Annotated in this window: 26 protein-coding genes; 24 read left to right on the top strand and 2 right to left on the bottom strand. The window is 36.2% G+C overall.

Annotation, left to right across the window (positions count from 1 at the left end; genetic code table 11):
* The first annotated feature begins 281 nt into the window (after positions 1–281).
* The 10 genes from rpmH to DTOX_RS21075 all read left to right on the top strand — a co-directional run bounded on the left by rpmH (position 282) and on the right by DTOX_RS21075 (position 8341).
* Positions 282–416, top strand: a complete 135-nt coding sequence (gene rpmH, locus DTOX_RS21115) for a 50S ribosomal protein L34 (protein WP_015759702.1) — start codon at positions 282–284, stop codon at positions 414–416.
* Positions 417–514: 98 nt separating this feature from the next.
* A complete protein-coding gene (rnpA, locus tag DTOX_RS21110; protein WP_015759701.1) occupies positions 515–844 on the top strand; it encodes a ribonuclease P protein component in 330 nt (109 codons plus the stop codon).
* Between the two features lie 35 nt (positions 845–879).
* Positions 880–1086, top strand: coding sequence for a membrane protein insertion efficiency factor YidD (gene yidD / locus DTOX_RS22630; protein WP_015759700.1), 207 nt, complete (start codon positions 880–882; stop codon positions 1084–1086).
* Positions 1087–1115: 29 nt separating this feature from the next.
* Positions 1116–1787, top strand: a complete 672-nt coding sequence (locus DTOX_RS21105; RefSeq protein ID WP_015759699.1) for a YidC/Oxa1 family membrane protein insertase — start codon at positions 1116–1118, stop codon at positions 1785–1787.
* A complete protein-coding gene (gene jag / locus DTOX_RS21100; RefSeq protein ID WP_015759698.1) occupies positions 1784–2404 on the top strand; it encodes an RNA-binding cell elongation regulator Jag/EloR in 621 nt (206 codons plus the stop codon). Before DTOX_RS21105 ends, jag begins: the two co-directional genes overlap by 4 nt.
* A gap of 74 nt (positions 2405–2478) precedes the next feature.
* Positions 2479–3864, top strand: a complete 1386-nt coding sequence (gene mnmE, locus DTOX_RS21095) for a tRNA uridine-5-carboxymethylaminomethyl(34) synthesis GTPase MnmE (RefSeq protein WP_015759697.1) — start codon at positions 2479–2481, stop codon at positions 3862–3864.
* Positions 3865–3897: 33 nt separating this feature from the next.
* Entirely contained in the window at positions 3898–5802 is a 1905-nt protein-coding gene (gene mnmG / locus DTOX_RS21090) for a tRNA uridine-5-carboxymethylaminomethyl(34) synthesis enzyme MnmG (protein ID WP_015759696.1), read from the top strand.
* Between the two features lie 21 nt (positions 5803–5823).
* Positions 5824–6534 (top strand): 16S rRNA (guanine(527)-N(7))-methyltransferase RsmG, encoded by a 711-nt coding sequence (rsmG, locus tag DTOX_RS21085; RefSeq protein ID WP_015759695.1) that lies wholly within the window; start codon positions 5824–5826, stop codon positions 6532–6534.
* A gap of 135 nt (positions 6535–6669) precedes the next feature.
* Positions 6670–7431, top strand: a complete 762-nt coding sequence (locus DTOX_RS21080) for a ParA family protein (protein WP_015759694.1) — start codon at positions 6670–6672, stop codon at positions 7429–7431.
* On the top strand, positions 7424–8341 hold the full coding sequence (locus DTOX_RS21075) for a ParB/RepB/Spo0J family partition protein (protein ID WP_015759693.1): 918 nt from the start codon (positions 7424–7426) through the stop codon (positions 8339–8341). Before DTOX_RS21080 ends, DTOX_RS21075 begins: the two co-directional genes overlap by 8 nt.
* A 52-nt stretch (positions 8342–8393) precedes the next feature.
* Here the strand turns inward: DTOX_RS21075 and yyaC are convergent, their stop codons facing one another.
* Complete coding sequence (yyaC, locus tag DTOX_RS21070) at positions 8394–8993, bottom strand: spore protease YyaC (protein ID WP_015759692.1); 600 nt, start codon at positions 8991–8993, stop codon at positions 8394–8396.
* 222 nt (positions 8994–9215) lie between these two features.
* On the opposite strand from yyaC, the gene DTOX_RS21065 reads away from it, so the two are divergent.
* From DTOX_RS21065 to DTOX_RS22625, 14 genes are all read left to right on the top strand, one after another.
* A complete protein-coding gene (locus tag DTOX_RS21065) occupies positions 9216–10292 on the top strand; it encodes a YkvI family membrane protein (protein WP_015759691.1) in 1077 nt (358 codons plus the stop codon).
* 14 nt (positions 10293–10306) lie between these two features.
* Positions 10307–10984: a CvpA family protein gene (locus tag DTOX_RS21060; protein ID WP_015759690.1), complete on the top strand. Its 678-nt coding sequence runs from the start codon at positions 10307–10309 to the stop codon at positions 10982–10984.
* Positions 10985–11000: 16 nt separating this feature from the next.
* Positions 11001–12398: an aminopeptidase gene (locus DTOX_RS21055; protein WP_015759689.1), complete on the top strand. Its 1398-nt coding sequence runs from the start codon at positions 11001–11003 to the stop codon at positions 12396–12398.
* Positions 12399–12413: 15 nt separating this feature from the next.
* Entirely contained in the window at positions 12414–12605 is a 192-nt protein-coding gene (locus DTOX_RS21050) for a DUF951 domain-containing protein (RefSeq protein WP_015759688.1), read from the top strand.
* Between the two features lie 244 nt (positions 12606–12849).
* On the top strand, positions 12850–13137 hold the full coding sequence (gene rpsF, locus DTOX_RS21045; protein WP_015759687.1) for a 30S ribosomal protein S6: 288 nt from the start codon (positions 12850–12852) through the stop codon (positions 13135–13137).
* A gap of 35 nt (positions 13138–13172) precedes the next feature.
* Positions 13173–13619: a single-stranded DNA-binding protein gene (locus DTOX_RS21040; protein WP_015759686.1), complete on the top strand. Its 447-nt coding sequence runs from the start codon at positions 13173–13175 to the stop codon at positions 13617–13619.
* A gap of 18 nt (positions 13620–13637) precedes the next feature.
* On the top strand, positions 13638–13868 hold the full coding sequence (rpsR, locus tag DTOX_RS21035; protein ID WP_015759685.1) for a 30S ribosomal protein S18: 231 nt from the start codon (positions 13638–13640) through the stop codon (positions 13866–13868).
* Positions 13869–14013: 145 nt separating this feature from the next.
* Positions 14014–14973 carry a YybS family protein gene (locus DTOX_RS21030; protein ID WP_015759684.1) on the top strand — a complete coding sequence of 320 codons (960 nt, stop codon included), beginning with the start codon at positions 14014–14016 and terminating at the stop codon, positions 14971–14973.
* An 18-nt stretch (positions 14974–14991) separates the two neighbouring features.
* On the top strand, positions 14992–15438 hold the full coding sequence (rplI, locus tag DTOX_RS21025; protein WP_015759683.1) for a 50S ribosomal protein L9: 447 nt from the start codon (positions 14992–14994) through the stop codon (positions 15436–15438).
* A 370-nt stretch (positions 15439–15808) separates the two neighbouring features.
* Positions 15809–17761 (top strand): Lon family ATP-dependent protease, encoded by a 1953-nt coding sequence (lonC, locus tag DTOX_RS21020; RefSeq protein WP_015759682.1) that lies wholly within the window; start codon positions 15809–15811, stop codon positions 17759–17761.
* Positions 17762–17803: 42 nt separating this feature from the next.
* Positions 17804–19129, top strand: a complete 1326-nt coding sequence (gene dnaB, locus DTOX_RS21015) for a replicative DNA helicase (RefSeq protein WP_015759681.1) — start codon at positions 17804–17806, stop codon at positions 19127–19129.
* A gap of 105 nt (positions 19130–19234) precedes the next feature.
* On the top strand, positions 19235–20119 hold the full coding sequence (pdxS, locus tag DTOX_RS21010; protein WP_015759680.1) for a pyridoxal 5'-phosphate synthase lyase subunit PdxS: 885 nt from the start codon (positions 19235–19237) through the stop codon (positions 20117–20119).
* 2 nt (positions 20120–20121) lie between these two features.
* On the top strand, positions 20122–20697 hold the full coding sequence (gene pdxT / locus DTOX_RS21005; RefSeq protein ID WP_015759679.1) for a pyridoxal 5'-phosphate synthase glutaminase subunit PdxT: 576 nt from the start codon (positions 20122–20124) through the stop codon (positions 20695–20697).
* A 180-nt stretch (positions 20698–20877) separates the two neighbouring features.
* Positions 20878–22032 (top strand): response regulator, encoded by a 1155-nt coding sequence (locus DTOX_RS22625; protein WP_015759678.1) that lies wholly within the window; start codon positions 20878–20880, stop codon positions 22030–22032.
* 1099 nt (positions 22033–23131) lie between these two features.
* On the opposite strand, the gene DTOX_RS21825 is transcribed toward DTOX_RS22625, so the two are convergent.
* Complete coding sequence (locus DTOX_RS21825) at positions 23132–23788, bottom strand: helix-turn-helix domain-containing protein (RefSeq protein ID WP_015759677.1); 657 nt, start codon at positions 23786–23788, stop codon at positions 23132–23134.
* Positions 23789–23817 lie beyond the last annotated feature (29 nt).

The following is a 23817-nucleotide window of genomic DNA, read 5'->3' as shown; positions in this document are numbered from 1 at the left end:
ATTGTTTATTAAGCTGTTAATAACATACTTATGCACATTGTTATCCACAGATTGTGGATATGTTAGTTATCCACAATTATACAACCGGATCAATAATAACAAATTTCACAGGGGTTATCAACAACAATGTTAGTATGTGTAGCGCTTGCTTTTTTATTTCTTCTTAAGACATCAATTGACTTGACTGATTGTAATCTTTTACTATATACTTAATTCATATGCTTACAATGATTGATCAAGCTTTTTCATAAATAAACAGGTTCGTAAAAGGAGGTGCTTAAATGAAAAGAACTTATCAGCCTAATAAAAGTAAACGCAGTAAGGTACACGGTTTCCTTAGCCGTATGTCTACTAAATCAGGTAGAAACGTGTTAAAAAATAGACGACTTAAGGGAAGGAAAAGATTGTCTGCTTAAGGCCGCTTTTTAGTGGCCTTTCCTAATTTTATTATTTTGAATATCATAAAATGGTATTGGATATGCTATTTTTTGGGATTGGTGAAGTATAATTATAAATGGCCAATTTTATTACTTTAAGAAAAAATTCTGAATATAAAAAAGTCTATGTGACGGGTAGATCTGTTGCCAATAGATTTTTTGTAATATTCGCAATAACAAATTCATTAAACAACAGCAGGTTTGGTTTCTCAGTTGGAAAAAAGATTGGTAAGGCTGTTCTGAGAAACAGAATTCGCAGATTATTAAAGGAGATTTGTCGATTAAATAATGATATTTTTCCTGTTGGTTATGATTTTGTTATATTAGCCAGGAAAGATGTGGTTACTCTAAATTTTGACCAAATGAAAAACCATCTTGCTAAATTAGTATTAAAATTAAGCAAATAAGGGTCTAGTTCTTAATTGTAGGAGATGAAATAGTTTTGGGAAAGCTATTAGTATCTTTAATAATAATCTACCAGCGCTTCATATCTCCTTTAAAAATGCCTACTTGTAGATTTTATCCGACTTGTTCTCAATATTCTATTGAGGCTATTCAAAAGTTCGGTGTTGTTAAAGGGGTTGGGTTGGCTGTAATACGTATTTTAAAATGCCACCCGTTCCACCCTGGCGGTTATGATCCTGTATAATATGTTTGGTATCAAGGAGGCGGGTGGTTATGGGAATATTTAATTCACTGGTGGCAGGAATGTCAGATTTTATTAATATGTTATATAAACTAACTGATAGTATTGGCATTCCTAATTATGGACTGGCTATCATATTACTCACAGTAATTATAAAGATGCTTTTATACCCCCTGACAAAAAAACAAATGCTATCTATGCGTTCTATGCAGCAACTTCAACCAAAGATTAAAGAATTGCAAAACAAATATAAAGGCAAGGACCAGCAGCAAATTATGCAGCAAAAAACTATGGAATTATATAAGGAACATAATATTAATCCTATGGCGGGTTGTTTGCCACTTTTAATCCAGATGCCAATTCTTATCGCATTATATAGAGCTTTATATAATTTTAAATATCTTAATACCGCACATGCTAATTTTTTATGGGTTCCAAATTTGAGTAATGTTGATCCATGGGTTATTTTACCTATATTGGCTGGTGCTTCAACATATTTACAATCAAAACTAACAACTACAACTTCTGATCCTACACAGCAAATTATGTTATATACTATGCCATTATTTATTGGCTATATTAGTTATAAAATGCCTGCAGGCCTTGCACTATATTGGGTTGTCTTTAATTTAGTTGGGGCTATTCAGCAATACTATATTAATAAGCACGATGTGGGTCTTGAGGGGGGAGTAGTTGGAAAGTGAAGGTTATCGAAAAGACAGGGAAAACTGTTGAAGAGGCTGTAAGCAGTGCGCTGGTTGAACTTGGTGTAAGTAGAGATAAGGTAGAAATAGAAATATTAGAAAATCCTTCTAAGATATTGTTCGGTATATTCGGCTCAAAACCAGCCAGGGTTAAGGTCATTATGCAGCTATCACCCACTGATAGTGCAGTTGAGCTGTTAAATAATATAGTAGCGGCTATGGATTTGACTGTTGATTATACGATTACTGAAAGAGATAATATAAGTATTATTAATTTACAGGGTAAAGATTTGGGTATACTCATCGGGCGACGTGGGGAAACGTTGGATGCGCTGCAATATATAATTAATCTGTCTGTAAATAAAAGTGTTGAGCAAAGAAAAAAAATTGTTTTAGATGTGGAAGGCTACCGGGATCGTAGAGAAGAAACACTTCAACGTCTAGCGTTAAAACTGGCTAATAAAGCTAGACAAAGAGGTAGAAATATTGTTTTGGAACCTATGAATTCTCAGGAAAGGCGAATAATACACACGGCTTTGCAGGGTTATGATGATATTTATACTTTTAGTGAAGGTGAAGAACCTTACCGTAAAATTGTCATATCTATAAAGAAATAAATTTTTTTACCCAGCGGTTAGATTCGCTGGGTTTTTATAAAATACATATAAAAGTTATATGGGGGTTTTAAGACTTGCTGGAAGATACTATTGCTGCCATTGCCACTCCTTTAGGTGAAGGTGGCATAGGTATAGTGCGTATAAGCGGCACTGAATCTATAATAATTGCGGAAAAAATTTTTAGGAGTTTAAAAGAAAAAGATTGGGTTAAAAATTTAAATTATGGTTTAATTTACGGTTACATCGTCGATCCTTTTAATAATAGTATTGTAGATGAAGTATTGCTTAGTGTTATGAGGGCTCCTAACAGCTATACAAGGGAAAATATCGTGGAAATTAATTGCCACGGTGGTTTGGTGCCGCTTAGAAAAACTTTTGAACTTGTATTGAACAGTGGTGCGAGGACGGCTGAGCCTGGTGAATTTACTAAGAGAGCTTTTTTAAATGGGAGATTGGATCTAGCTCAGGCCGAATCTGTAATTGATGTTATTAGAGCCAAGACCAGTGATAGCCTGAGTCTGGCTGTTAAGCAGCTAGAGGGTAAGTTGTCCGAGAAAATTTCTAATATGCAGGACAAGTTATTATATTTATTAGCACATGTTGAGGCAGTGATTGATTTTCCTGAGGAGGATATTGAGGCATCAACAATAGAAAAAATAAAAGCAGAGATTAAAGATATAATTAAGGAAATAAACAAATGGATTGAATTGGCCAGAGCAGGAAAGATTTACCGTGAAGGTTTGGCAGTTGTGATTGCCGGTAAGCCTAATGTCGGTAAATCTTCTTTACTTAATGCATTATTAAAGGAAAAAAGAGCTATTGTAACTGAGATACCCGGAACTACGCGCGATGCCATAGAAGAATACATAAATATTAAAGGTATCCCTGTTAAAATAACTGATACGGCGGGATTAAGGGAGACAGGAGATACAGTTGAGAAGATTGGCGTGCAAATTTCAAAGGAAAAAATTATGGGTGCTGATATAATATTATATATGCTAGACGTTAAAAATGGCTTTACAGATGTTGATTGTTACGTTTTAGATGAAGTTATTAATCGGAACTTAATTGTTATTATTAATAAAATTGATGTAGGATCTGGAATAGAAATAATAAATAATATTTCAAATAAATATGAAAATTTAGAGATTGTCCAGATTTCTGCACTAAAAGATATTGGTTTAGATTTGCTTGAAGATGCTATTGCAAGTTTTGTTTTCTCGGGTAATGCAGCGGCGTCAAATGAAATTATAATATCAAACACAAGACATAAAAGTGTTTTAAAAAGAGTTGTTTATAATTTGCAGGATGTAATTGAAGGAATAGAAAATGCAATGCCTTTAGATATAGTATCAATTGATTTAAGAAATGCCTGGGAAACATTGGGTGAGATTACCGGATCTTCTGTTACTGAAGATATTATTGATAAAATATTTAAGGAATTTTGTATTGGCAAGTAATAAATAATGTATTTGTCAGTGAGAGGTGAAGAAATGGATTATTATGCTGGTGATTATGATGTTGTAGTCGTTGGTGCCGGGCATGCCGGTTGTGAGGCTGCACTGGCTTCAGCAAGAATGGGTTGTAAAACTTTAGTAGTCACTGTAAATTTGGATAATGTTGGTTTAATGCCTTGCAATCCGGCAGTCGGTGGACCGGCTAAGAGTCAGTTAGTTCGGGAAATTGATGCTTTAGGCGGTGAAATAGGCAATAATACTGATCAGGTAGCTATACAAATGAGAATGTTGAATACTGCTAAAGGTCCTGCTGTGCATGCCTTAAGAGCACAAGCTGATAAAAATTTATATCATGTTAATATGAAAAGAGTTTTAGAAAATCAGCCTAATCTTTTTTTAAAGCAGCTTACCATTGAAAAGATTCTGGTAGAAAACGATAAGGTTGTTGGTGTAATAGCTGCTGCCGGTGCCAGGTTTGCTTGTAAAGCTGTTATTTTAACAACAGGTACATATTTAAAGGGAAGGATTATTATAGGGGATCTAGCCTACTCAGGTGGTCCACAGGGTAATTTCCCTTCAATTGGTTTATCTGATAGTTTAAAAGAAATAGGATTAGAATTAGGTAGGTTTAAGACCGGAACACCGCCAAGGATTGATAGAAATTCTGTGGATTTTAGTAAAATGTCAATACAGCCAGGTGATGATCGTCTTTTGAATTTTTCATTTGAGTCAAAAGTAGAAGACCGTAAGCAAGTACCCTGCTGGTTAACTTATACTAATGAAAACACACATAAAATAATAAGAGATAATCTTCATAGATCTCCGCTTTTTGCAGGTGTGATTAAAGGAACCGGTCCGCGATATTGTCCCTCTATTGAAGATAAGGTTGTTCGTTTTTCAGAAAAGCCAAAGCATCAGGTTTTCATTGAACCGGAAGGATTAACTACCACAGAAATGTATGTGCAGGGAATGAATACCAGCTTACCGGAAGATGTGCAGTTGGCAATGCTAAGAACAATACCAGGTCTGGAAAAAGTGGAAATTATGCGGACAGGTTACGCAATTGAATATGATTATCTTCCACCTTCTCAGTTAAAATTGTCTCTAGAATCGAAAAAAATTAGTGGATTATTTAGCGCGGGCCAGATAAATGGCACCTCTGGGTATGAGGAAGCTGCGGCACAGGGTATTATGGCAGGAATTAATTCCGTTTTGTATATAAAGGAGAAAGAACCATTTATATTGTCCAGGGCTGATGCATATATTGGCGTTTTAATTGATGATCTTGTCACAAAAGGTATTACTGAGCCATATAGATTATTAACCTCTCGAGCGGAATACCGCTTACTTTTAAGACAGGATAATGCGGACTTAAGACTATCTGATATGGGTTATAATTTAGGTTTGATTCAACAGGACAGGTATGATAGATTTTGTAATAAGAGAGAAAAGATAAAGTTTGAAATTGAAAGACTAAGTTCATTATCAGTTACAGTTAATGAAAATGTTAAACAAATTTTAAAAAATATCGGGACATCGGAAATACCCCAGCAAGGTATTAAAATGGCTTCTCTTTTAAGAAGACCGGAAGTAAGTTATAAAGATTTAATAAAAATTAATAAAGAAAAAGTAGAATTATCTGATGATATTATAGAGGAAGTGGAAATCCAGATAAAATATGAAGGCTATATAAAGAAACAGACTGCTCAAATAGAGAAGTTTAAGAAAATTGAAGGCAGGTTGCTGCCAGCCGCTTTGGACTATTCTAAAGTAAGGGGTTTAGCTGCTGAAGCTGCTCTTAAGTTAAACCAAATCAAGCCATTATCTATTGGACAGGCATCACGTATTGGCGGTGTTAATCCTGCTGATATATCAGTGTTAATGATATATTTGGAGCAACAAAGAAGAAACAGGAGTATTGAGGATATACAATTGCAATAGAATGTGTTAGGAGTGCTTTTAATGGAACAATATCTTTTTAAAGGTGCTGAGCAATTAGATATATCTTTATCTTTAGATCAGGTTAGACAATTTATAAAATTTTATAATTTGATTGTCTTAGGAAATCAAGCATGTAATTTGACAGCAATTACTGCTCAGCAAGATGTTGTAGTTAGGCATTTTTTAGATTCACTTAGTTGTGTTAAAGCAGTTTCTTTTGATGGAGACTTAAGATTTATTGACGTTGGTACCGGTGCCGGGTTTCCTGGCATACCTTTAAAAATAATGTATCCCAGATTATCGGTAGTTTTAATTGAATCGATAAACAAGAAAGTAAATTTTCTAAAAAATACTGTTAAAGAGTTAGGTCTAAATAATATTGATGTTGCGCAGCTTAGAGCTGAAGAGGCAGGTACACTTATAGATTTTAGAGAAAGGTTTGATAGAGTGACAGCCAGAGCTGTAGCTCAACTGAACATATTAGCTGAGTACTGCCTTCCGCTGGTTAAAATAGGTGGCTATTTTATTGCTTTAAAGGGACCGTCAATGGAAGATGAATTATATAGAGCAATTCCTGCTATAGAAAAACTGGGGGGTCTTATAGAGAATAATGTTAAAATAAGATTGCCCTATACGGAAGAAGGAAGAACTTTAATTGCTATTAGAAAAATAAGAAATACTCCAAAAATGTACCCGAGGCGTATTGGTTTGCCTGCAAAAAAACCTCTGTAATGTAAAAAATAAAACCATCTTAGTAGATGGTTTTATTTTTTTAAAATATATATAGAAGGAACTGCTAGTATATTCGTTGAATAGTAAAATATGAGATATAAATTTAATTATGATAATTATGAGGGGTGCGGATAAATGGGGAGAACCATTGCAATAGCAAATCAAAAAGGTGGCGTTGGTAAAACGACTACAGCTGTAAATCTTAGTTCATGGCTTTCCCTTATAGGAAAAAAAGTTTTATTAATTGATATTGATCCACAGGGAAATGCGTCCAGTGGAGTAGGCATTGTAAAGGATAATTTAGATTATTGCATCTATGATGTTTTAATTAATAATAAAACCGTAGATGATGTAAAACAAAAAACCATTATCGATGGTTTATATATTTTACCTTCAACAGTTGATTTAGCCGGTGCTGAAATAGAGATGGTTAACAAAAACAGTAGAGAGAATATTTTAAAAAAGGCTATCAACCAGATTAAAGAAAAATATGATTATATAATTATTGATTGTCCGCCATCACTGGGATTACTGACTATAAATTCATTGACAGCAGCTGATTCTCTTTTAATAACTATTCAGTGTGAATATTATGCACTAGAAGGATTAGGGCAGTTAATGAATACAGTTAAATTAGTACAGCAGAGTCTTAATCCAAAACTTACTTTAGAAGGGGTACTATTAACGATGTTTGATGGTAGAACAAATTTATCAATACAGGTGGTAGATGAGGTTAAAAAATTTTTTAAAAATAAAGTATATAAAAATATTATTCCAAGAAATGTTAGACTTAGTGAGGCGCCAAGTCACGGAAAACCGGTTATGCTGTATGATCCTAGATCTAGAGGAGCGGAAGTATATCAGGAATTGGCAAAGGAAGTGTTAGGTATTGAGTAAAAAAAGGGGTTTAGGTAAGGGTTTAGGTGCACTGATAGGTATAACTAATGATGATTCAGAGTCTGTTCTAGAGCAAGATGAGAGAATAGAAATAGATGATGAGATTAAGAAAAATAAGCAAGCAGTTTATCAAGACATAGCTATTGAGAAACTAATACCAAATTCGTCTCAGCCAAGAATAGATTTTAATATTGAGCGACTTGAGGAACTTGTGCAATCTATTAAGGAGCATGGTATAGTTCAACCAATCGTTGTGAGATTAACTGATCAGGGTGTTTATGAAATAATTGCCGGAGAGCGCAGGTGGCGAGCATGTAAGATATTGGGTTTAAATAAGATTCCGGCAATAATAAAAAATTATAATGAAATAGACATGACAGTTGTTTCTTTAATAGAGAATATACAGCGTGAGGATTTAAACAGTATAGAGGAAGCAAATGCCTATAAAAAATTAATGGAAACTTTTAGTTTAACTCAAGAAGATATATCATTATTAATTAGCAAGAGCAGATCGCACATAGCAAATATTTTACGTTTATTATCATTACCGGAAGAAATAAAATTGTTGGTGACTAATCGATCTATAACTACCGGCCATGCTAAAGCATTATTAGCATTACCTGATGAAGAAACCCAAAAGCTAGTTGTTGAAAAAATTATTGCTAATAATCTAAGTGTTCGCGAAGTGGAGAAGTTGATTAAAGATATTATATCTGACAATATAAAAAAGCAAAAAGAAAAGCCGGAAAAGGAAAAGGCATATATTTTAATGGAAAATAATTTAAACAGTTATTTAAAAACCATGGTTAATATCAGGGTTAACAATCAAGGAAGTGGGAAAATTGAAATTTTATATAAAAATAAAAATGAACTGGATAGAATAATAAATTTAATAGGCAACATAAAATAAAAATGTTCCACGTGGAACATTTTTATAGATACTTAGTATTAAAAATCCAGGGCTAAGAACCCTGGATTTTAGCTTTTTGATAATTAAGGGCTGCAAACTTTAAACCGTCTACAACCAGATTGGCCATCCTCATAACAATGTTTAATCTGGTATTCTGCAGCACCAGATATTCCATAAAACCTGCAACGTTTACAATACCGGTTATATGTATATGTCCTACCGCAGGCAACTTTTTATTAACGCCGGCACCCGGCTGAAGTGATCCGTCTCCGATATTAACACATCCTACATTCTCCAATCTGCCCAGGCAGGCGTCGACCGCGATAATAAAAGCACCAGGATAATTATCGCAAATGTATTCAATTATCTCATCAAGGTTGCTGGCATGCACAGGGTTTTCCAAAGTACCATAAATATTAAAAAATTTTTGATCAATAGATGATAGTTTTGTGCCAATAAGAGGTCCCAGACAGTCGCCAGTAGATCTATCTGTGCCAATACACAGTAAAATCACATGTGTATTATTTGTAACACCGTAACTGTGAAGCCTCTCAATTAAATTCCAACTGAACTTTTCTATAGCGGCAGGGTCCTCTACATGAAGTTTTATATTCTCAATAGATGATTTATTTGCAGGCTTTTTAACAAGCATAATAATCCTCCCAAAAACCAATAATTAACTTATTTATTCCCCAATTCTAATATAATTATTCTTAATGTATATGTTTATAAAGAATATATTATAAACAAATCTTCATAAATTAAAGATATATAACTTCTTAATAATAAAAATAGTCTCTTTCTCACTAAACAATAAGTTAATTATGTATTTATGTCTGCATATGCTAAAGATAAAATTTAAAAGGAGGGGACTATGCTTAAAAACAACAATATTTTTCTATACATTAAATGCACATTGCTATATGTTGGTTCGGTTATAGGAGCAGGTTTTGCTTCAGGACAAGAAATATTACAGTTCTACATAGTTTATGGTTACCAAAGTATGCTTGGTATTCTTTTAGCCACTATTCTATTTGCTTATTTTGGTGCAATGGTATTATTATTATCAGTAAAATATAAAACATCAGGTTACCATGATTTATTGCCTCATATATTAGGGAATTATGGTTCACATGTCGTGGATATATTAAGCTCACTAATGTTGATAAGCAGTATCGCGGTAATGTTTGCGGGTAGTGGTGCAGTACTGACGGAGTGTTTTGGTTCTTGGTCAAAAATTGGTATAATAATTACAGCTATAATTACGGTTCTAGTTATAATAGGAGGCTTGAACAGGGTTTTGACTGTAAATTTATATTTGGTTCCTCTAAAGATAATCGCCCTCATTTTTATAGTAATATTGGGATTGCTTAACCATGGTATACTGATTAATAATACTTCCATAGCAGTATTAAAAAATGAAAGCCAGATGAACTGGTTCTGGTCAAGCATATTATATGTTTCATATAATATGATAGTAGCTCTGTCAGTATTATCTTCATTGGGTAAAAAAATAAATAAAGAGATAGGTTTGGCAGCCGGAATTACAGGTGGTTTGATATTAGGAATAATGGCCGGTTTGATTACAATAGTTGGTCTTAGTTATTCTCCGGAAATAATAGATCATGAAATACCTCTTCTCTATGTAGCTAATCAATTAGGTACTTATTATCATTTTACATTTGCCCTTTTGATCTGGCTGGCTATTACAACCACTGCCATATCCAGTACTCATGGATTTGCCAGTCGCTTGGCCAAGCAAAACAGTATAAAATACAAAATAGCAGGAGTAAGCATATGCTTGATAGTATTACCATTGGCCCAAATAAAATTTGCCAATTTAGTGCAAGTTATATATCCTATATTTGGTTATGCGGGGTTAAGTATTTTGCTTGGGTTACTGTTTTATCTTCCGGTTCATACAATAAAAAGATATAAAAAATATAAGTGAAAAGGTGATATAGGATGAACTGGTTGGACATTATATTTATTATCATAATTATTTATTCAGCTATGATTGGTTTTTTTACCGGGTTAATTAAAAGCCTGACAAAATTGATAAGCATAATAGGCGGATTATTTGCAGCTTATAAATATTACGGGGAATTAGTGGCTTACATAAATTCTGTTTGGCATTGTGAAAAAATAATAACATCATGGATTACAAATTGGCTTAAATCAAAATATGTTCCTTTTTATAAAGGGGATATTCCGGCAATATCTGAATTAAGCGGTATGCTGGCAGTTCATATATTGGAATTAACATGCTTTTTGTTTGTATTTCTAGCTGCTTATATGATAATAAAAATATTAGGTTCTTTTTTATCCGGTATTACATCCCTGGTTTTTTTAAAGCCAGTGGACCGCCTTATGGGTAGTTTAGTTGGTATTATAAAAGGTACGGCCGTAGTTCTTATATTTATACTGGTAATGACACACTTGCAATTATATGCTGATGTTTTTTTAGGTAATGAAAAACTTAGCTATTATCTAGATCAAAGCATAAATAATTCAATTATGATACCTTATGGAGAAAAATTGTTAGGCATGCTAAAGAACTTTTTTGGTTTCACATTTAACTATTATAAGAATGATCAATACATGGATATGATAAAAATTATCCAACTAATAAAAAATCAATGAGGGAGATATTTTGAAAATGGCAAATATTAATGGACTATTCTATGAACGCAAAAATGTATGGGAAAGAATAGATGATGATGAAAAAGAAGCGGTATTGTCCTTCTGTGAAGACTATAAAATATTTTTAAACAAGGTGAAAACAGAAAGGGAAGCGGTACAATTTTGTTCAGAATTTGTGCAAGCAAAAGGTTTTAAAGATATTTCAACTATAGAGAAATTAAAGCCCGGAGATAGTGTCTTTGTGGAAAAAAATCAGAAAGCCTTAGTAATGGCGGTCATAGGCAGTAGACCAATAGTGGAGGGACTTAATTTGATTGGCGCGCATATTGATAGTCCACGTTTAGATTTGAAACCACAAACTCTCTTTGAAAAGGAGAATCTCGGTTTATTAAAAACCCATTACTACGGAGGCATAAAAAAATACCAGTGGACATCAATTCCGTTATCCTTGCATGGAGTAATTATAAAAAGTGATGGCAGTAAGTTTGATTTTATTATCGGCGAAAAAGAGGATGAATCTGTTTTCACTATTACAGATCTATTGCCCCACTTGGCTAAAGAACAAATGGAAAAGAAAATGTCCGAAGCGATTCCCGGAGAATCATTGAATATTCTTTGCGGCAGCAACCCAGTAACAGACAAAAATATAAAAGAAAAAGTAAAGGCATATATATTGGAATACTTGTATTCTAATTATGGTATAATTGAGGAGGATTTTATAAGCGCTGAAATTGAGGCAGTACCGGCTTGGGGGGCCAGGGATATAGGCTTTGACCGGAGTTTAATAGGTTCTTATGGGCAAGATGACAGGGTTTGTGCTTTTACCTCAATGAAAGCTTTAGTTGATGCAGGAATTCCTGAGACAACTTCTTTGGTAATATTGGCTGATAAAGAGGAGATAGGGAGTAATGGTAATACAGGTATGATGAGCACATTGCTCGAAAATTCTGTAGCTGAAATAGCGGCAAAATTAAACCCGGGTGATTGCAGCGAATTACTATTAAGGCGAGTCCTTGCTAAATCAAAAGCTCTCTCGGCAGACGTGAATGCGGGATTGGATCCTAATTATGAAGATGTCATGGAAAAAATGAATGCCGCTAAACTGGGCTACGGTTTAGTGATAACAAAATACACGGGCTCAAGAGGAAAAAGTTCTTCAAATGATGCAAATGCAGAATTTATAGCCTACATAAGAAATCTCTTAAATAAAGAAAATATTATCTGGCAAACAGGAGAATTGGGCAAGATTGATCAGGGAGGCGGTGGGACTATAGCCTATCTTATGGCTGCATCGGGTATGGACGTGGTTGATTGTGGAGTAGCGCTTCTGGGTATGCACTCCACTTTTGAGGTGGCTGCAAAGACAGATATTTATATGGCTTATAAAGGATATAAGGCATTTTTTAATGCATAAGAGTGGTGGAGTATAATGATTAAATATCAAGTGGGGGATATAGTTAAATTTAAAAAAACACACCCTTGTGGAGGAGAATATTGGGAAGTATTGCGTACGGGTATAGATTTCAGAGTAAAATGCATTCAGTGTGGACGAATCGTAATGCTTCCCAGACCTAAATTTGAAAAAAGTGTAAAAAGTATTATATCTAAAAAGTCGCCTTAAGAGACTTCTTAGGTAGCCATTGGCATTTATTGTACCTGTTGCAAATTATGCAGCATGAACTTACATTGCATAAAGATTTATCTACATAATTTATCATAAGTAAAATTTATTGGAGTAAAAAAACTTTAACTTGCTATTAAATGGTTTTTATGCTATAATTCATTGGTCCAGTATGATATATGTTTTTCCTACCTGCTCTATCTGAGTGATAGGGCCAAAGACCGAGGGGAGGAGGTGAATAGGCATGCGTAATTATGAAACTCTATTTATAATTAAAGCAGATCTTGAAGAAGAACAGACTACTGCCGTAATAGAAAAATTTAAAGGCATTATAGAGGCCAACGGCGGCGAAATAACCAAGCTAGACAAATGGGGTAAGCGCAGATTAGCCTATGAAATCAATCACATGCGTGATGGTTATTATGTTTGTGTAAAATTTAAGGCCGGGTCGGAAACTTCGCAAGAATTAGACCGGGTATTTAAAATTACAGACGAAGTCATCCGCCATGTAATTATTCGCGAGGATGAGTAGATATATAATGGGATAAAACCAAGGCGGTGATTATTATGTTAAATAAAGTTATATTAATTGGTCGTCTTACGAGAGATCCCGAACTCAGATATACACCCAGTGGTGTTGCTGTAACAAAATTTACATTAGCAGTTGATCGCTCTATTCCGGTGAATAAGGGCGAAAAAGAAGCAGATTTTATTGATATTGTAACATTTCAGAAGTTGGCCGAAATTTGTTCCAATCTTCTTGGAAAAGGCAGATTGGTTGCCGTTGACGGGAGATTGCAAATTCGTCCATATGAGGATAACCAGGGTGTTAGAAGAAAATCTATCGAAATAATTGCTAATGAAGTAAAATTTTTAGATAAAGCTAAAGATAACCAAAGAGCGCCGGGTGCACCATCTGCTTCATTTAGTTCAACCGGGACAAGCAGTTCGGAAAAGACCGGATCAAATTTTGGCAGTGAAATAGATTTTTCTGAAGATGATATACCCTTCTAAGCAAAGGAGGCTTAATGTATGAGACGTGACCGTGGACGCAGAGGAAAAAAACGTATCTGCAGTTTCTGTGTTGATAAGGTACAAAGTATTGATTATAAAGAGATTCCGCGTCTTAAAAAATATATTACCGAGCGTGGTAAAATTTTGCCGCGTCGTATTTCAGGTAATTGCGCTAAGCACCAGCGTATGCTGACAGTTTCAATAAAAAGAGCGCGCAATATGGCTTTATTGCCTTTTACAGCAGAATAAAAGGGGAAGGGGAAATGGTCCCCTTCCTTTTTACATATTGGCTAACAACTACATTTTAAATTAAGCAGGAAAAATTGCTACTTATAAAGAATCACTATGATCAAAAGAATGTCTTTGATTCATGTGATCAATGAGGTGATGGCTTTTGTTTCCGCGTGAGCAAACGCAAGCCCTAGTGGAAGGGGCATTATTTGCAAGTCTCACCGCAATACTATCTTTGGTATTCATATATATACCGGTAATTTCAATATTTGCTCTGGTAAGTCCAATGCCAACAGCAGTTCTGGTTAAAAAATACAATGTAAAAATTGCGTTATTCTCGTTGATAACAGCCTTTTTAATCACATTGCTGTTTTTTGGAAACCCGCTTGCGGCTTTAATAATTACATTGGAAGCAGGCATTCTTGGTCTTGTTACCGGACTTTTGTTGAAAAAAAGTATTTCTATGGGATTAAGTATTATTATAGTATCCACCGGATCCTTATTTTTAACAATTATAAGTTTTCTAATTACCTTTTTCATTACAGGAAGTAATCCTTTTAATATAAACAGCGAGATTAATCAGGCAACTGCAGAGTTACTGCAGTTTTATCAAAATAGAGGCTTATTGTCTGGTTTTAGTCAAAATGAAATTGTTGAACTAAGAAAAAGCTTAATTAACACTGTGTATCTATTTTTACCGGGATTTTTTATTATCAGCTCATTTGTATCAGGAAGTATTAATTATTTACTGACCAGAGAATTATTTAAGCGCCTAAAATATGAGGTTGTTAATTTAAAGCCTTTTTCTCACCTACAGTTTCCTTGGTACTCTATTTGGAGTATAATACTGGGTATCGCTTGCCTATTAATAGGGGATAATCTACATATCAGCTTTTTAAGCAAAGTATCTAAAAATATTTTATTTATTGCCATTTTTCCATTTAGTGTGCTGGGGCTGGCAGTGGTTGTATTTTATATTAAAAAATTTAATTTATCGAGAATTGTAAAATTTTTTATAGCTTTTATATTTATAATTAATGGTTATCTAACAATTGTATTTCTATTGATGCTGGGTATTTTGGATCCTTATTTTAACTTTCGCAAGTTAACTGTGAAGAAGTAGAGTATAGGGGGATACAGCATGAAAATTATTTTAAATCAGGATGTGGCTAAGCTTGGTAGAAAAGGTGATGTTTTGGATGTAGCTGAGGGTTATGCCCGAAATTACTTATTGCCCAGAGGATTGGCTGCTGAGGCTTCCAAGAGCAAGATGAATGATCTGGAGAGGCAAAAGAGTATTGAGGAAGACAGGAAGCTTAAGATAAAACAGAAATCTGAGCAACTGGCTGAAAAAATAAATAACTTGACAGTTAAGATTTTTGCCCGCGTAGGTGAGAACGGTAAATTATTCGGTGCCGTTGGTAATAATGATATAGCTAAAGCACTTTCTGATCAATTTAAAGTTGATATTGATAAGAAAAAAATAGTTTTAAAAGATACTATTAAAACTATAGGTGAATATAAGGCGATATTAAAATTACACACGTCAGTGCAGGCAGAGATAAATGTGGAAGTGCTGCCACAGTAAAAATATATTAACTACTTGAATATTCATATGTATGTTGCAAAAATTACGATAAACCCACTTTAAATAGTGGGTTTATCGGGTTATTTTATACTCTAGTAAATTATGCTTATGGCGGATCTCTGGATAACCCATTATTTCATGAAGTACAAATTTATGTTGGATAAGCAATGTTAGTACTGTATAATTTCCATTGACTATAAGTGTTTGTGATTGCTCGAAAGTTTCATAAGACGACTTTCTTGCACTCTAGAAAATTATGCTTTATTGAATTCGTGGATAAGGTCTGCGGCCCAACCCTGATGAAGAAAAATATTTGTTGAATATTTTATGGTTCCGGAACAGGCATAATCAGAAGGGAGAAAATTATTTAATGAAAGCTTTTCTGGAAAAATTTATGGGTGCCGCAAAGGCTGACAAATTTGAAGACAAGCCTGGCATTAATGAACAATTAAAATACAGGGTTAACGCTTTATATGATTTGATAGCTAATATTTACGGTTCTGATAAACTGGTATTGAGAGCCGGAAAACTGGACGCTCTTAAACTGATGCGTTCTGAGATACTTTCAAAAAGAGTTTTAGCTTTGCAAAAAATTATATTTGAGGATGCTGTGACAGATATTGAACCAGATCATGAAGAAATACCAATAATTTTAGATAAAATAGAAGATAAGATATCCGATTATTTAGCCAGAAGATCATTGGAAGATGAACTGGAAAGAAAAATCAAGGAAAAGATGAATGAAAGACAGGAGGATTATTTGCAAGAAATTAAAATGCAGGTAATTAAGGAAAATACGGGTCCGGAAAACGCTCAGACCCTTAAGAAGCTTGCTGTTTTGGAAAAGCTGGAGCATAAAAAATTATCAAGCACGGCCATGGAGTTTTTGCGGCCAACCTGCTTTGGCGAAATTATCGGGCAGGAAAGGGCTGTCAAAGCCCTGCTGTCTAAACTTGCTTCACCCTTTCCCCAGCATATACTATTATACGGGCCTCCCGGTGTAGGTAAAACAACTGCTGCCCGCTTGGCCTTGGAGGCAGCTAAAAATATCAGTGGCACTCCTTTTGTTAAAGATGCTCCTTTTATTGAGGTTAACGGTACAACGCTGCGCTGGGATTCCAGGGAAATTACCAACCCTCTGCTGGGTTCTGTTCATGACCCGATTTATCAGGGAGCACGCCGTGATTTGGCTGATTCAGGAATACCTGAGCCGAAATTGGGTTTGGTCACGGACGCTCACGGGGGCATACTTTTTATTGATGAGATAGGTGAGATGGACCCGATATTGCAGAATAAATTATTAAAAGTGCTTGAGGATAAGAGAGTATTTTTTGAATCCACTTATTATGATCCGGGTGACCAGAGTATACCCCGGTATATTAAAAAATTATTTGATCAAGGAGCACCGGCAGATTTTTTACTGATCGGAGCTACAACAAGAAGTCCGGAGGATATTAACCCGGCTATCAGATCGCGCTGTGCAGAGGTTTATTTTGATCCTTTAACTCCAGGAGCTATTAAACAGATAGTAAATCAGGCGGCAGATAAACTTAATATTGGACTGGAAGATAAGGTTGCGGAAATAATTAGCGAATATACTATTGAAGGGCGTAAAGCAGTTAATATTCTGGCTGATGCCTATGGGATGTCATCTTATAGAAATGAAGAGACTGCTTATGAGCAAAAAAAATTATATATTTGTGAGCTTGATATTTACGATGTTGTGCAGACCAGCCGTCTTACTCCCTATGTGTTGTATAAAGCTTCTTCACGAAAAGAAACAGGTAAAATCTTTGGCCTGGGTGTTACAGGTTTTATTGGGTCCGTGTTGGAAATTGAGGCCATTACGTTTTCTGCCAGACAACCGCAGAGAGGTAATATACGCTTTAATGATACTGCCGGCAGTATGGCCAAAGATTCGGTATTTAATGCTGCTTCAGTAATTCGCAAGTTAACCGGGGAAGATTTGAACAATTACGATGTGCATATTAATATTATTGGCGGAGGGCGTATTGATGGTCCTTCTGCCGGAGTAGCCATGCTGCTGGCAGTCTTAAGCACTATAAAGGATTATCCTATTCCTCAGGATATTGCTGTTACCGGTGAGGTGTCCATTCAAGGAAAGATAAGAGCTGTGGGGGGTATAGCGGAAAAAATATATGGTGCCAGGCAAGCCGGTATAAAAACAGTTTTTATCCCGGCTGAGAATTTTTCTGATATACCGAGAGATATAAAAAATATTAAAATAATTCCTGTAAGCTCTGTAGAAGAAATAATAGATTATATTTTCCCTAATACAAAATTTAATCAATCAGTAAGTTAATATTACTATATTATTCTGTAATTTAATAAGGTGATCATTTTTATGTTAGATAAAATACCGCCTCAGAACATGGAAGCTGAGCAATCCGTAATTGGTTCTGTTTTTTTAGACAAAGAAGCGATATATAAGGTAATGCGCATTATAAGTCCAGATGATTTTTACAGTGAGAGCCATAAGTTAATTTATGAAGTTATTTTAGATTTGAACGATAATTCAGCTGCAATTGACTTATTAACTGTAACAGAAAGCTTGCGCCAGAGAGGCCATTTGGATAAAATTGGCGGAGTGACCTATATTGCCTCTTTGCCCGGTATGGTGCCTACTTCTGCAAATGTAGAGTACTATGCCAAAATTGTAGAAGAGAAATCACTTCTCAGAACTTTAATCAGCCTGGCCTCCAGAATAGCCAATATGAGCTATGAAGGCAGTGAGAATGCACAGCGGTTGATGGATGAAGCCGAGCGAATGATTTTGGAATTGAGCAGCAGGAGATCTGCTTCCGCATTTACACCGATTAAAGAGATTTTATTAAAGATTCTTGAGTATATCGACTATTTAAGTGAAAATAAAGGTGCTGTAACAGGTGTTTCCACAGGTTTTGTCGATCTTGACTCTATTTGCAGCGGTTTTCAAAAAGGCGATTTAATGATTCTGGCGGCTCGCCCAAGTATGGGTAAAACCAGCCTTGGTCTAAATGTAGCTCAACACGCTGCCCTGCACCGCAAAATTCCGGTGGCCTTTTTCAGTCTGGAAATGTCTAAAGAACAGCTGGTTCAGAGAATGCTGTGTGCCGAAGCCATGGTGGATCAACATAAATTGCGCATAGGTAATTTAAAAGAAGAAGATTGGGAAAAAATAAACAATACTGCGGCCAAGCTGTCTGGAATACCCGTTTTTATTGATGACACTCCTGCTATATCCATAAGAGAATTGAGAGCTAAAGCCAGACGTTTACAAGCTGAACACGGCTTAGGGCTGGTGGTAATAGATTATCTGCAGTTGATGCAGGCGGGAAAGAAAACAGATAACCGGCAGCAGGAAATTGCGGAAATTTCCCGTTCACTAAAGAGTTTAGCAAAAGAGATGAAGGTTCCGGTTTTGGCTCTGGCTCAACTTAGCCGTTCTGTGGAGCAGCGGCAGGATAAGAAGCCTTTACTTTCTGATCTCAGAGAAAGCGGCAGTTTAGAACAAGATGCCGATATGGTTATGTTTATCTACCGGGATGAGTACTATAATGCCGAAAGTGAAAAGAAGGGAATTGCTGAGATAATAGTGGCCAAACAGAGAAACGGGCCGACCGGTATTGTTGAACTGGGTTTTTTAAAGGAATATACTAGATTTGTTAATTTGGCCAAGCGAGCTGACTAAGACCGGACTTTAATCTTTAACCGGTCTTTTTCTTATTGTTTTTAACGTTGAAATATTGTAAAATTACATAGTTAAATATCAAGTGTTTGATTGGAGGAAAGAAGTATGACTGAAACAGGCACCTGGACACTTAAAAAGGGTTTAGCAGAAATGCTTAAAGGTGGCGTAATAATGGATGTTACTACGCCAGAACAAGCTAAAATAGCTGAAGAAGCCGGAGCTTGTGCGGTTATGGCGTTGGAAAGAGTACCTGCAGATATAAGAGCGGCAGGTGGAGTGGCCAGAATGGCTGATCCCACTATCGTTATCAGAATTATGGAAGTTGTTAGCATTCCGGTAATGGCTAAAGCCAGAATAGGTCATTTTGTTGAAGCGCAGATCCTTGAGTCTTTGGGCGTTGATTACATAGATGAGAGCGAAGTATTGACTCCGGCTGATGAGCAGTTTCATATTGATAAAAATGCTTTCAAGGTTCCTTTTGTCTGCGGAGCCAGAAATTTAGGCGAGGCTTTGCGAAGAATCGGTGAAGGCGCGGCTATGATTCGGACCAAAGGTGAACCAGGTACCGGTAATGTTGTGGAAGCGGTAAGACACATGCGCAAGGTTATGGGAGAAATTCGTAAACTTCAGAATATGCCTAAAGAAGAATTGATGACAATAGCTAAAGAAATCGGCGCGCCCTATGAGCTGTTGCTGCAGGTAGCTGAACAGGGGAAACTCCCGGTAGTCAATTTTGCTGCGGGTGGTATTGCCACGCCGGCAGACGCTGCTTTGATGATGCAATTAGGGTGTGACGGGATTTTTGTTGGTTCGGGTATTTTTAAATCCGATAACCCGGCTGTCAGGGCCAAAGCCATTGTAGCGGCTACTACACATTACAATGATCCGAAAATACTGGCCGATATATCCAGAGATCTGGGTGAAGCAATGCCTGGTTTGGAGATATCTTCAATTACTCCTGAGCAGAGGATGCAGGATCGGGGCTGGTAAACATGTTAATAGGTGTATTAGCCCTGCAGGGTGCATTTATAGAGCATCAAAAAATGCTTGGCAAATGCGGCATTGAATCGGTTCAAGTGCGCAAACCGGAGCAGCTTACGGATATAGCTGGATTAATTATTCCCGGCGGAGAAAGTACTACTATCGGTAAACTGCTTAACCAGTTCTCTTTGTTTGAACCTTTAATAGACAAGGCCAAAAACGGTATGCCTATTTTCGGTACCTGTGCCGGATTGATTATGTTAGCTAAAGAAATAAAAAACTCTAATCAACCGCGGTTGGGTTTAATGGACATAGTTGCTGAAAGAAATGCCTATGGAAGACAGGTTGACAGTTTTGAAGCTGATTTAGAAATTGAGTGCTTGGGCAGTCAGCCTTTACGTGCTGTTTTTATTCGTGCTCCTTATATAGAGGAAGTGAATAATGGCGCAGAAGTGTTGGCTGTGCACAATAAAAAAATAGTACTGGCGCGCCAGGGAAGATTTCTGGCTGCCGCGTTTCATCCCGAGCTGACTGAGGATACCAGATTGCATGATTATTTTTTAAATATAGTTAAAAGTTGCTGTTAAAGAAAAAGATTATTAACCTCTGAGAAATATCATAATTTCAGAAGCTTAATTTGAAGAGGAATTGTCCCATACCAGGTTAATTCCTCTTTTATTTTTGGTTTAGTTAGATATATAAATTTAATATTACGATGAATAATTAGGAAACTTCTTCTGCAACAATTAATGGAGGCCTTTGTAGCCATGTTGTATCAAATTTTTTTTAAACAAAGCAAAGAAATAATGCTCATTATTCGTTATGATGACTATTATATTGTCGAGGCTAACGATTCTGCAATTGAGGCCTACGGTTACAGCCGGGAAGAGCTGCTTAAAATGCGTATTGATGAGCTATATGATTCAGAGGCATGGCAAGCGAGTATGTTTCAAATTGATAGATCAGCAGGTTGTTTAGTTGCATTTGAAACAGTTCACAGGCGTAAAGATGGCAGCAAATTTTTTGTTGAAGTAAACCTTCATTGTGGTAGTTTTCAAGGGGTAAATTATTTACAAATAATTATTCGTGATATTGGAGAAGGTAGGCAGCACATAGCGCAAGAAGTAAAGCAGCAAGAAGATGTTGTGCATAAACCCGATTTGTCTGATAAAAGGAATGTAACTTTTGAAGCCTTAAATGAATTTAAAAAAACGGATAGGAATCAGCTAATCACGGATAAAGGAAGGAAAGCTGACATTGGTATTCTAATTGTTGATGATGACAGACTGATTACTGATTATATTTCTATGGGACTGATTTATGAGGGGTACCAGGTGTATACTGCTTATTATGGCAAGGATGCTTTAGAACTCGTCAAAAAGGTTAGGATTGATGCTGTTATATTGGATTGGATGCTTCCGGATATTCAAGGTCTGGATTTATGCCGTCGGCTGAGGGAACTGATTAATCCAGTGATTATTATGGTTACAGGCAAAGATGAGTTTATTGACAGAGTAAACGGTTTGCGTGCCGGTGCTGATGATTACATGGTTAAGCCCTTTAATTTTGCCGAGCTGTTAGCTCGCTTAGAAGCTCAATTGAGAAGACAGACAAGCAGTCCTGAAAAGGAAGTATTAACTTATGCAGATATTACAATTTGGCCAACTCGACGCGAAGCAAGACGTGGACAGCTTCTTTTGCTACTGACACCGACAGAGTTTGATTTACTTCTCCTATTTATGCGGCACCCGAGGCAGGTGCTTCCGAAAGAAATTATCCTGCAGCAAATTTGGGGTCATAACTTTACGGGTGACTTAAATATCGTTGAGGTTTACATAGGGTATCTCCGCCGTAAGTTGCAGAAGCCTTCGTTAATTCACACAGTTCGAGGCGTGGGTTACCTTTTTGAGCAACAAAATTAAGATAAATCCGGTTTAACCGCGGTCGCAATTTGGCCACGGTTTATTTTTTTAGAATACCAGATCTAAGACCTTTGCCCTTAGCCGATTATTGTAGTTTCTCACGTAACCTGATAATATAGAAAAGGTGATTTTAATGGGGATAAACCTGGACGGGGCGCGGCTTTGAGAGATTTTGTGTTGTCGCAAATAGCTATAAGAAAAATAGACAATGGTAGGTCAAAATTCTGCTGCTACATTGCCAATGTGGGCGATATGGTAAAGATCAGCTGGTAGTAATAAAATTGATTCAGGGTTGTTTATGGGCTGCTGTTTTTTGTTGATTTTATATCTGGGGATGTTACATAGTCAGGGGGGTTTTGTTACAAGCTAGGCACGGCGCATGTTAGCAGGGTTATAGGTGTTGTTGCTAATTGTTAATGGCTGTTACTAAGTCAATGGGACTAGGCTAAATGAGGAGTAAAAACGGGAGGTGAGGGAGAAATTAATAATTGATTAAGGCAATTATTACGGCAATAGTATTAAAGCCTCTGCCGCCTAAGGATAGATATTTTTAAAGAAATAATTTTAAAGAGTTATTGCGGCAATAGAGATTAATATATATTTATCCATATAATATAAAATTATGCATTAATCATACATAAAGACCGGTCGTATTTTGATGGCTGGCCACAAGTTAAGATTTAATAAAATCTGTTTCATTTTCAACCTTCCTTTATGTTAATGAATAGACAAAATAAAACCCGGTGAGACCGGGCGGATAAGCGAGGTGTATTTTGGTGGAAAAAAAACTGTATGTAGAAGTTGAAAATGTTGCTATTTGCCTTGTGTAAACATATTTTGAATGAACTTAAATCAGGATTCAGTACCGAAACATTAAAGGTCCCTTTCCTGAGCTTATTAAGGCGCTGGCTAACTGGTTAAGTCGATTCGTTGAGCGCTTCTCTGACAAGGTTGCACATAGCATCGAACTGGGAAGAGTATCATTCCTTAAATGAAAAAATCTGGAGTAGTATATTCAGAGTAATCTGGATGTCATTGGCGTTATCAAAGTCTGGGCAATTAGTTAGCAAGTAAATTGACATTGGTAGTAAATGTAAGGTTAGCCGACAGAGGCTTGGCCCTGGTTTTCTGCGTGTTTTTTTTGTGCCTTCTCGACAACATCATTAGGGAAGGCACGGTCGAACTGAATTGATGCCCAGCCTTTGAGCCGGTTGTCGCCGGCTGCCCAGAGGTCGTACAGAATATTAATAAGGCGGTCCAGTTCAGGATCGCCAGTGTCGGCACGGTGGGTTTGGTAGCTGGCAGCCACGGCAAGGCCGTTTATTTTCATGACTTGTTGGAAAGCTTCTATTATGGCAGTTGCGCCGTATTGATTTATGGCAATATTAATAATGTCCCGGGGGTTACCCTGGCAGCTGTGGTTGGCACCGGTGCTCGGATCTGGAGCAACGGCGTCCTCCTCATCTTTCATTATATTAATAATAGCTTGATTGAAGGTCTGCTTATCGAAGTGGACCTTTATTTTTTTTAGTGATTCTTCAGGAGAAATAAACATCTCTCCTCCTCCTGTCTTTAACCATATGTCATTGACATAAAAAGTTAGGCAAATAACCTTTTGTAATGATTTAGAAGGATTTTTTGAGCCTTTTTCAATGCCTGCAATATGCCCTTGATCAATATCTAGAGCATCTGCAAACTGCTGTTGTGTCAGCTTTAGAAATTTTCTTAAAGATTTTATTCTCTCACCAATTGCCATAAATAGACCACCTTAATTATGAAAGTCGC

This window comes from Desulfofarcimen acetoxidans DSM 771 (assembly GCF_000024205.1).
GTDB classification, from domain to species: domain Bacteria; phylum Bacillota; class Desulfotomaculia; order Desulfotomaculales; family Desulfofarciminaceae; genus Desulfofarcimen; species Desulfofarcimen acetoxidans.
The sequence above is the reverse complement of the archived record's forward strand: the minus strand, read 5'-3'. Positions and strand labels throughout refer to the sequence as shown.

Excerpts from the sequence above, each read along its gene's own strand:
- pdxT (WP_015759679.1), top strand. The coding sequence starts at position 20,122 with ATGTTAATAGGTGTATTAGCCCTGCAGGGTGCATTTATAGAGCATCAA.
- rpsR (WP_015759685.1), top strand. The coding sequence starts at position 13,638 with ATGAGACGTGACCGTGGACGCAGAGGAAAAAAACGTATCTGCAGTTTC.
- lonC (WP_015759682.1), top strand. The coding sequence starts at position 15,809 with ATGAAAGCTTTTCTGGAAAAATTTATGGGTGCCGCAAAGGCTGACAAA.
- pdxS (WP_015759680.1), top strand. The coding sequence starts at position 19,235 with ATGACTGAAACAGGCACCTGGACACTTAAAAAGGGTTTAGCAGAAATG.
- rnpA (WP_015759701.1), top strand. The coding sequence starts at position 515 with ATGGCCAATTTTATTACTTTAAGAAAAAATTCTGAATATAAAAAAGTC.
- DTOX_RS21040 (WP_015759686.1), top strand. The coding sequence starts at position 13,173 with ATGTTAAATAAAGTTATATTAATTGGTCGTCTTACGAGAGATCCCGAA.
- DTOX_RS21055 (WP_015759689.1), top strand. The coding sequence starts at position 11,001 with ATGGCAAATATTAATGGACTATTCTATGAACGCAAAAATGTATGGGAA.
- DTOX_RS21080 (WP_015759694.1), top strand. The coding sequence starts at position 6,670 with ATGGGGAGAACCATTGCAATAGCAAATCAAAAAGGTGGCGTTGGTAAA.
- rpmH (WP_015759702.1), top strand. The coding sequence starts at position 282 with ATGAAAAGAACTTATCAGCCTAATAAAAGTAAACGCAGTAAGGTACAC.
- mnmG (WP_015759696.1), top strand. The coding sequence starts at position 3,898 with ATGGATTATTATGCTGGTGATTATGATGTTGTAGTCGTTGGTGCCGGG.
- DTOX_RS21065 (WP_015759691.1), top strand. The coding sequence starts at position 9,216 with ATGCTTAAAAACAACAATATTTTTCTATACATTAAATGCACATTGCTA.
- DTOX_RS21105 (WP_015759699.1), top strand. The coding sequence starts at position 1,116 with ATGGGAATATTTAATTCACTGGTGGCAGGAATGTCAGATTTTATTAAT.
- DTOX_RS21825 (WP_015759677.1), bottom strand. The coding sequence starts at position 23,788 with ATGGCAATTGGTGAGAGAATAAAATCTTTAAGAAAATTTCTAAAGCTG.
- DTOX_RS21060 (WP_015759690.1), top strand. The coding sequence starts at position 10,307 with ATGAACTGGTTGGACATTATATTTATTATCATAATTATTTATTCAGCT.
- yyaC (WP_015759692.1), bottom strand. The coding sequence starts at position 8,993 with ATGCTTGTTAAAAAGCCTGCAAATAAATCATCTATTGAGAATATAAAA.
- rplI (WP_015759683.1), top strand. The coding sequence starts at position 14,992 with ATGAAAATTATTTTAAATCAGGATGTGGCTAAGCTTGGTAGAAAAGGT.
- rsmG (WP_015759695.1), top strand. The coding sequence starts at position 5,824 with ATGGAACAATATCTTTTTAAAGGTGCTGAGCAATTAGATATATCTTTA.
- DTOX_RS21050 (WP_015759688.1), top strand. The coding sequence starts at position 12,414 with ATGATTAAATATCAAGTGGGGGATATAGTTAAATTTAAAAAAACACAC.
- DTOX_RS22625 (WP_015759678.1), top strand. The coding sequence starts at position 20,878 with ATGTTGTATCAAATTTTTTTTAAACAAAGCAAAGAAATAATGCTCATT.
- dnaB (WP_015759681.1), top strand. The coding sequence starts at position 17,804 with ATGTTAGATAAAATACCGCCTCAGAACATGGAAGCTGAGCAATCCGTA.
- rpsF (WP_015759687.1), top strand. The coding sequence starts at position 12,850 with ATGCGTAATTATGAAACTCTATTTATAATTAAAGCAGATCTTGAAGAA.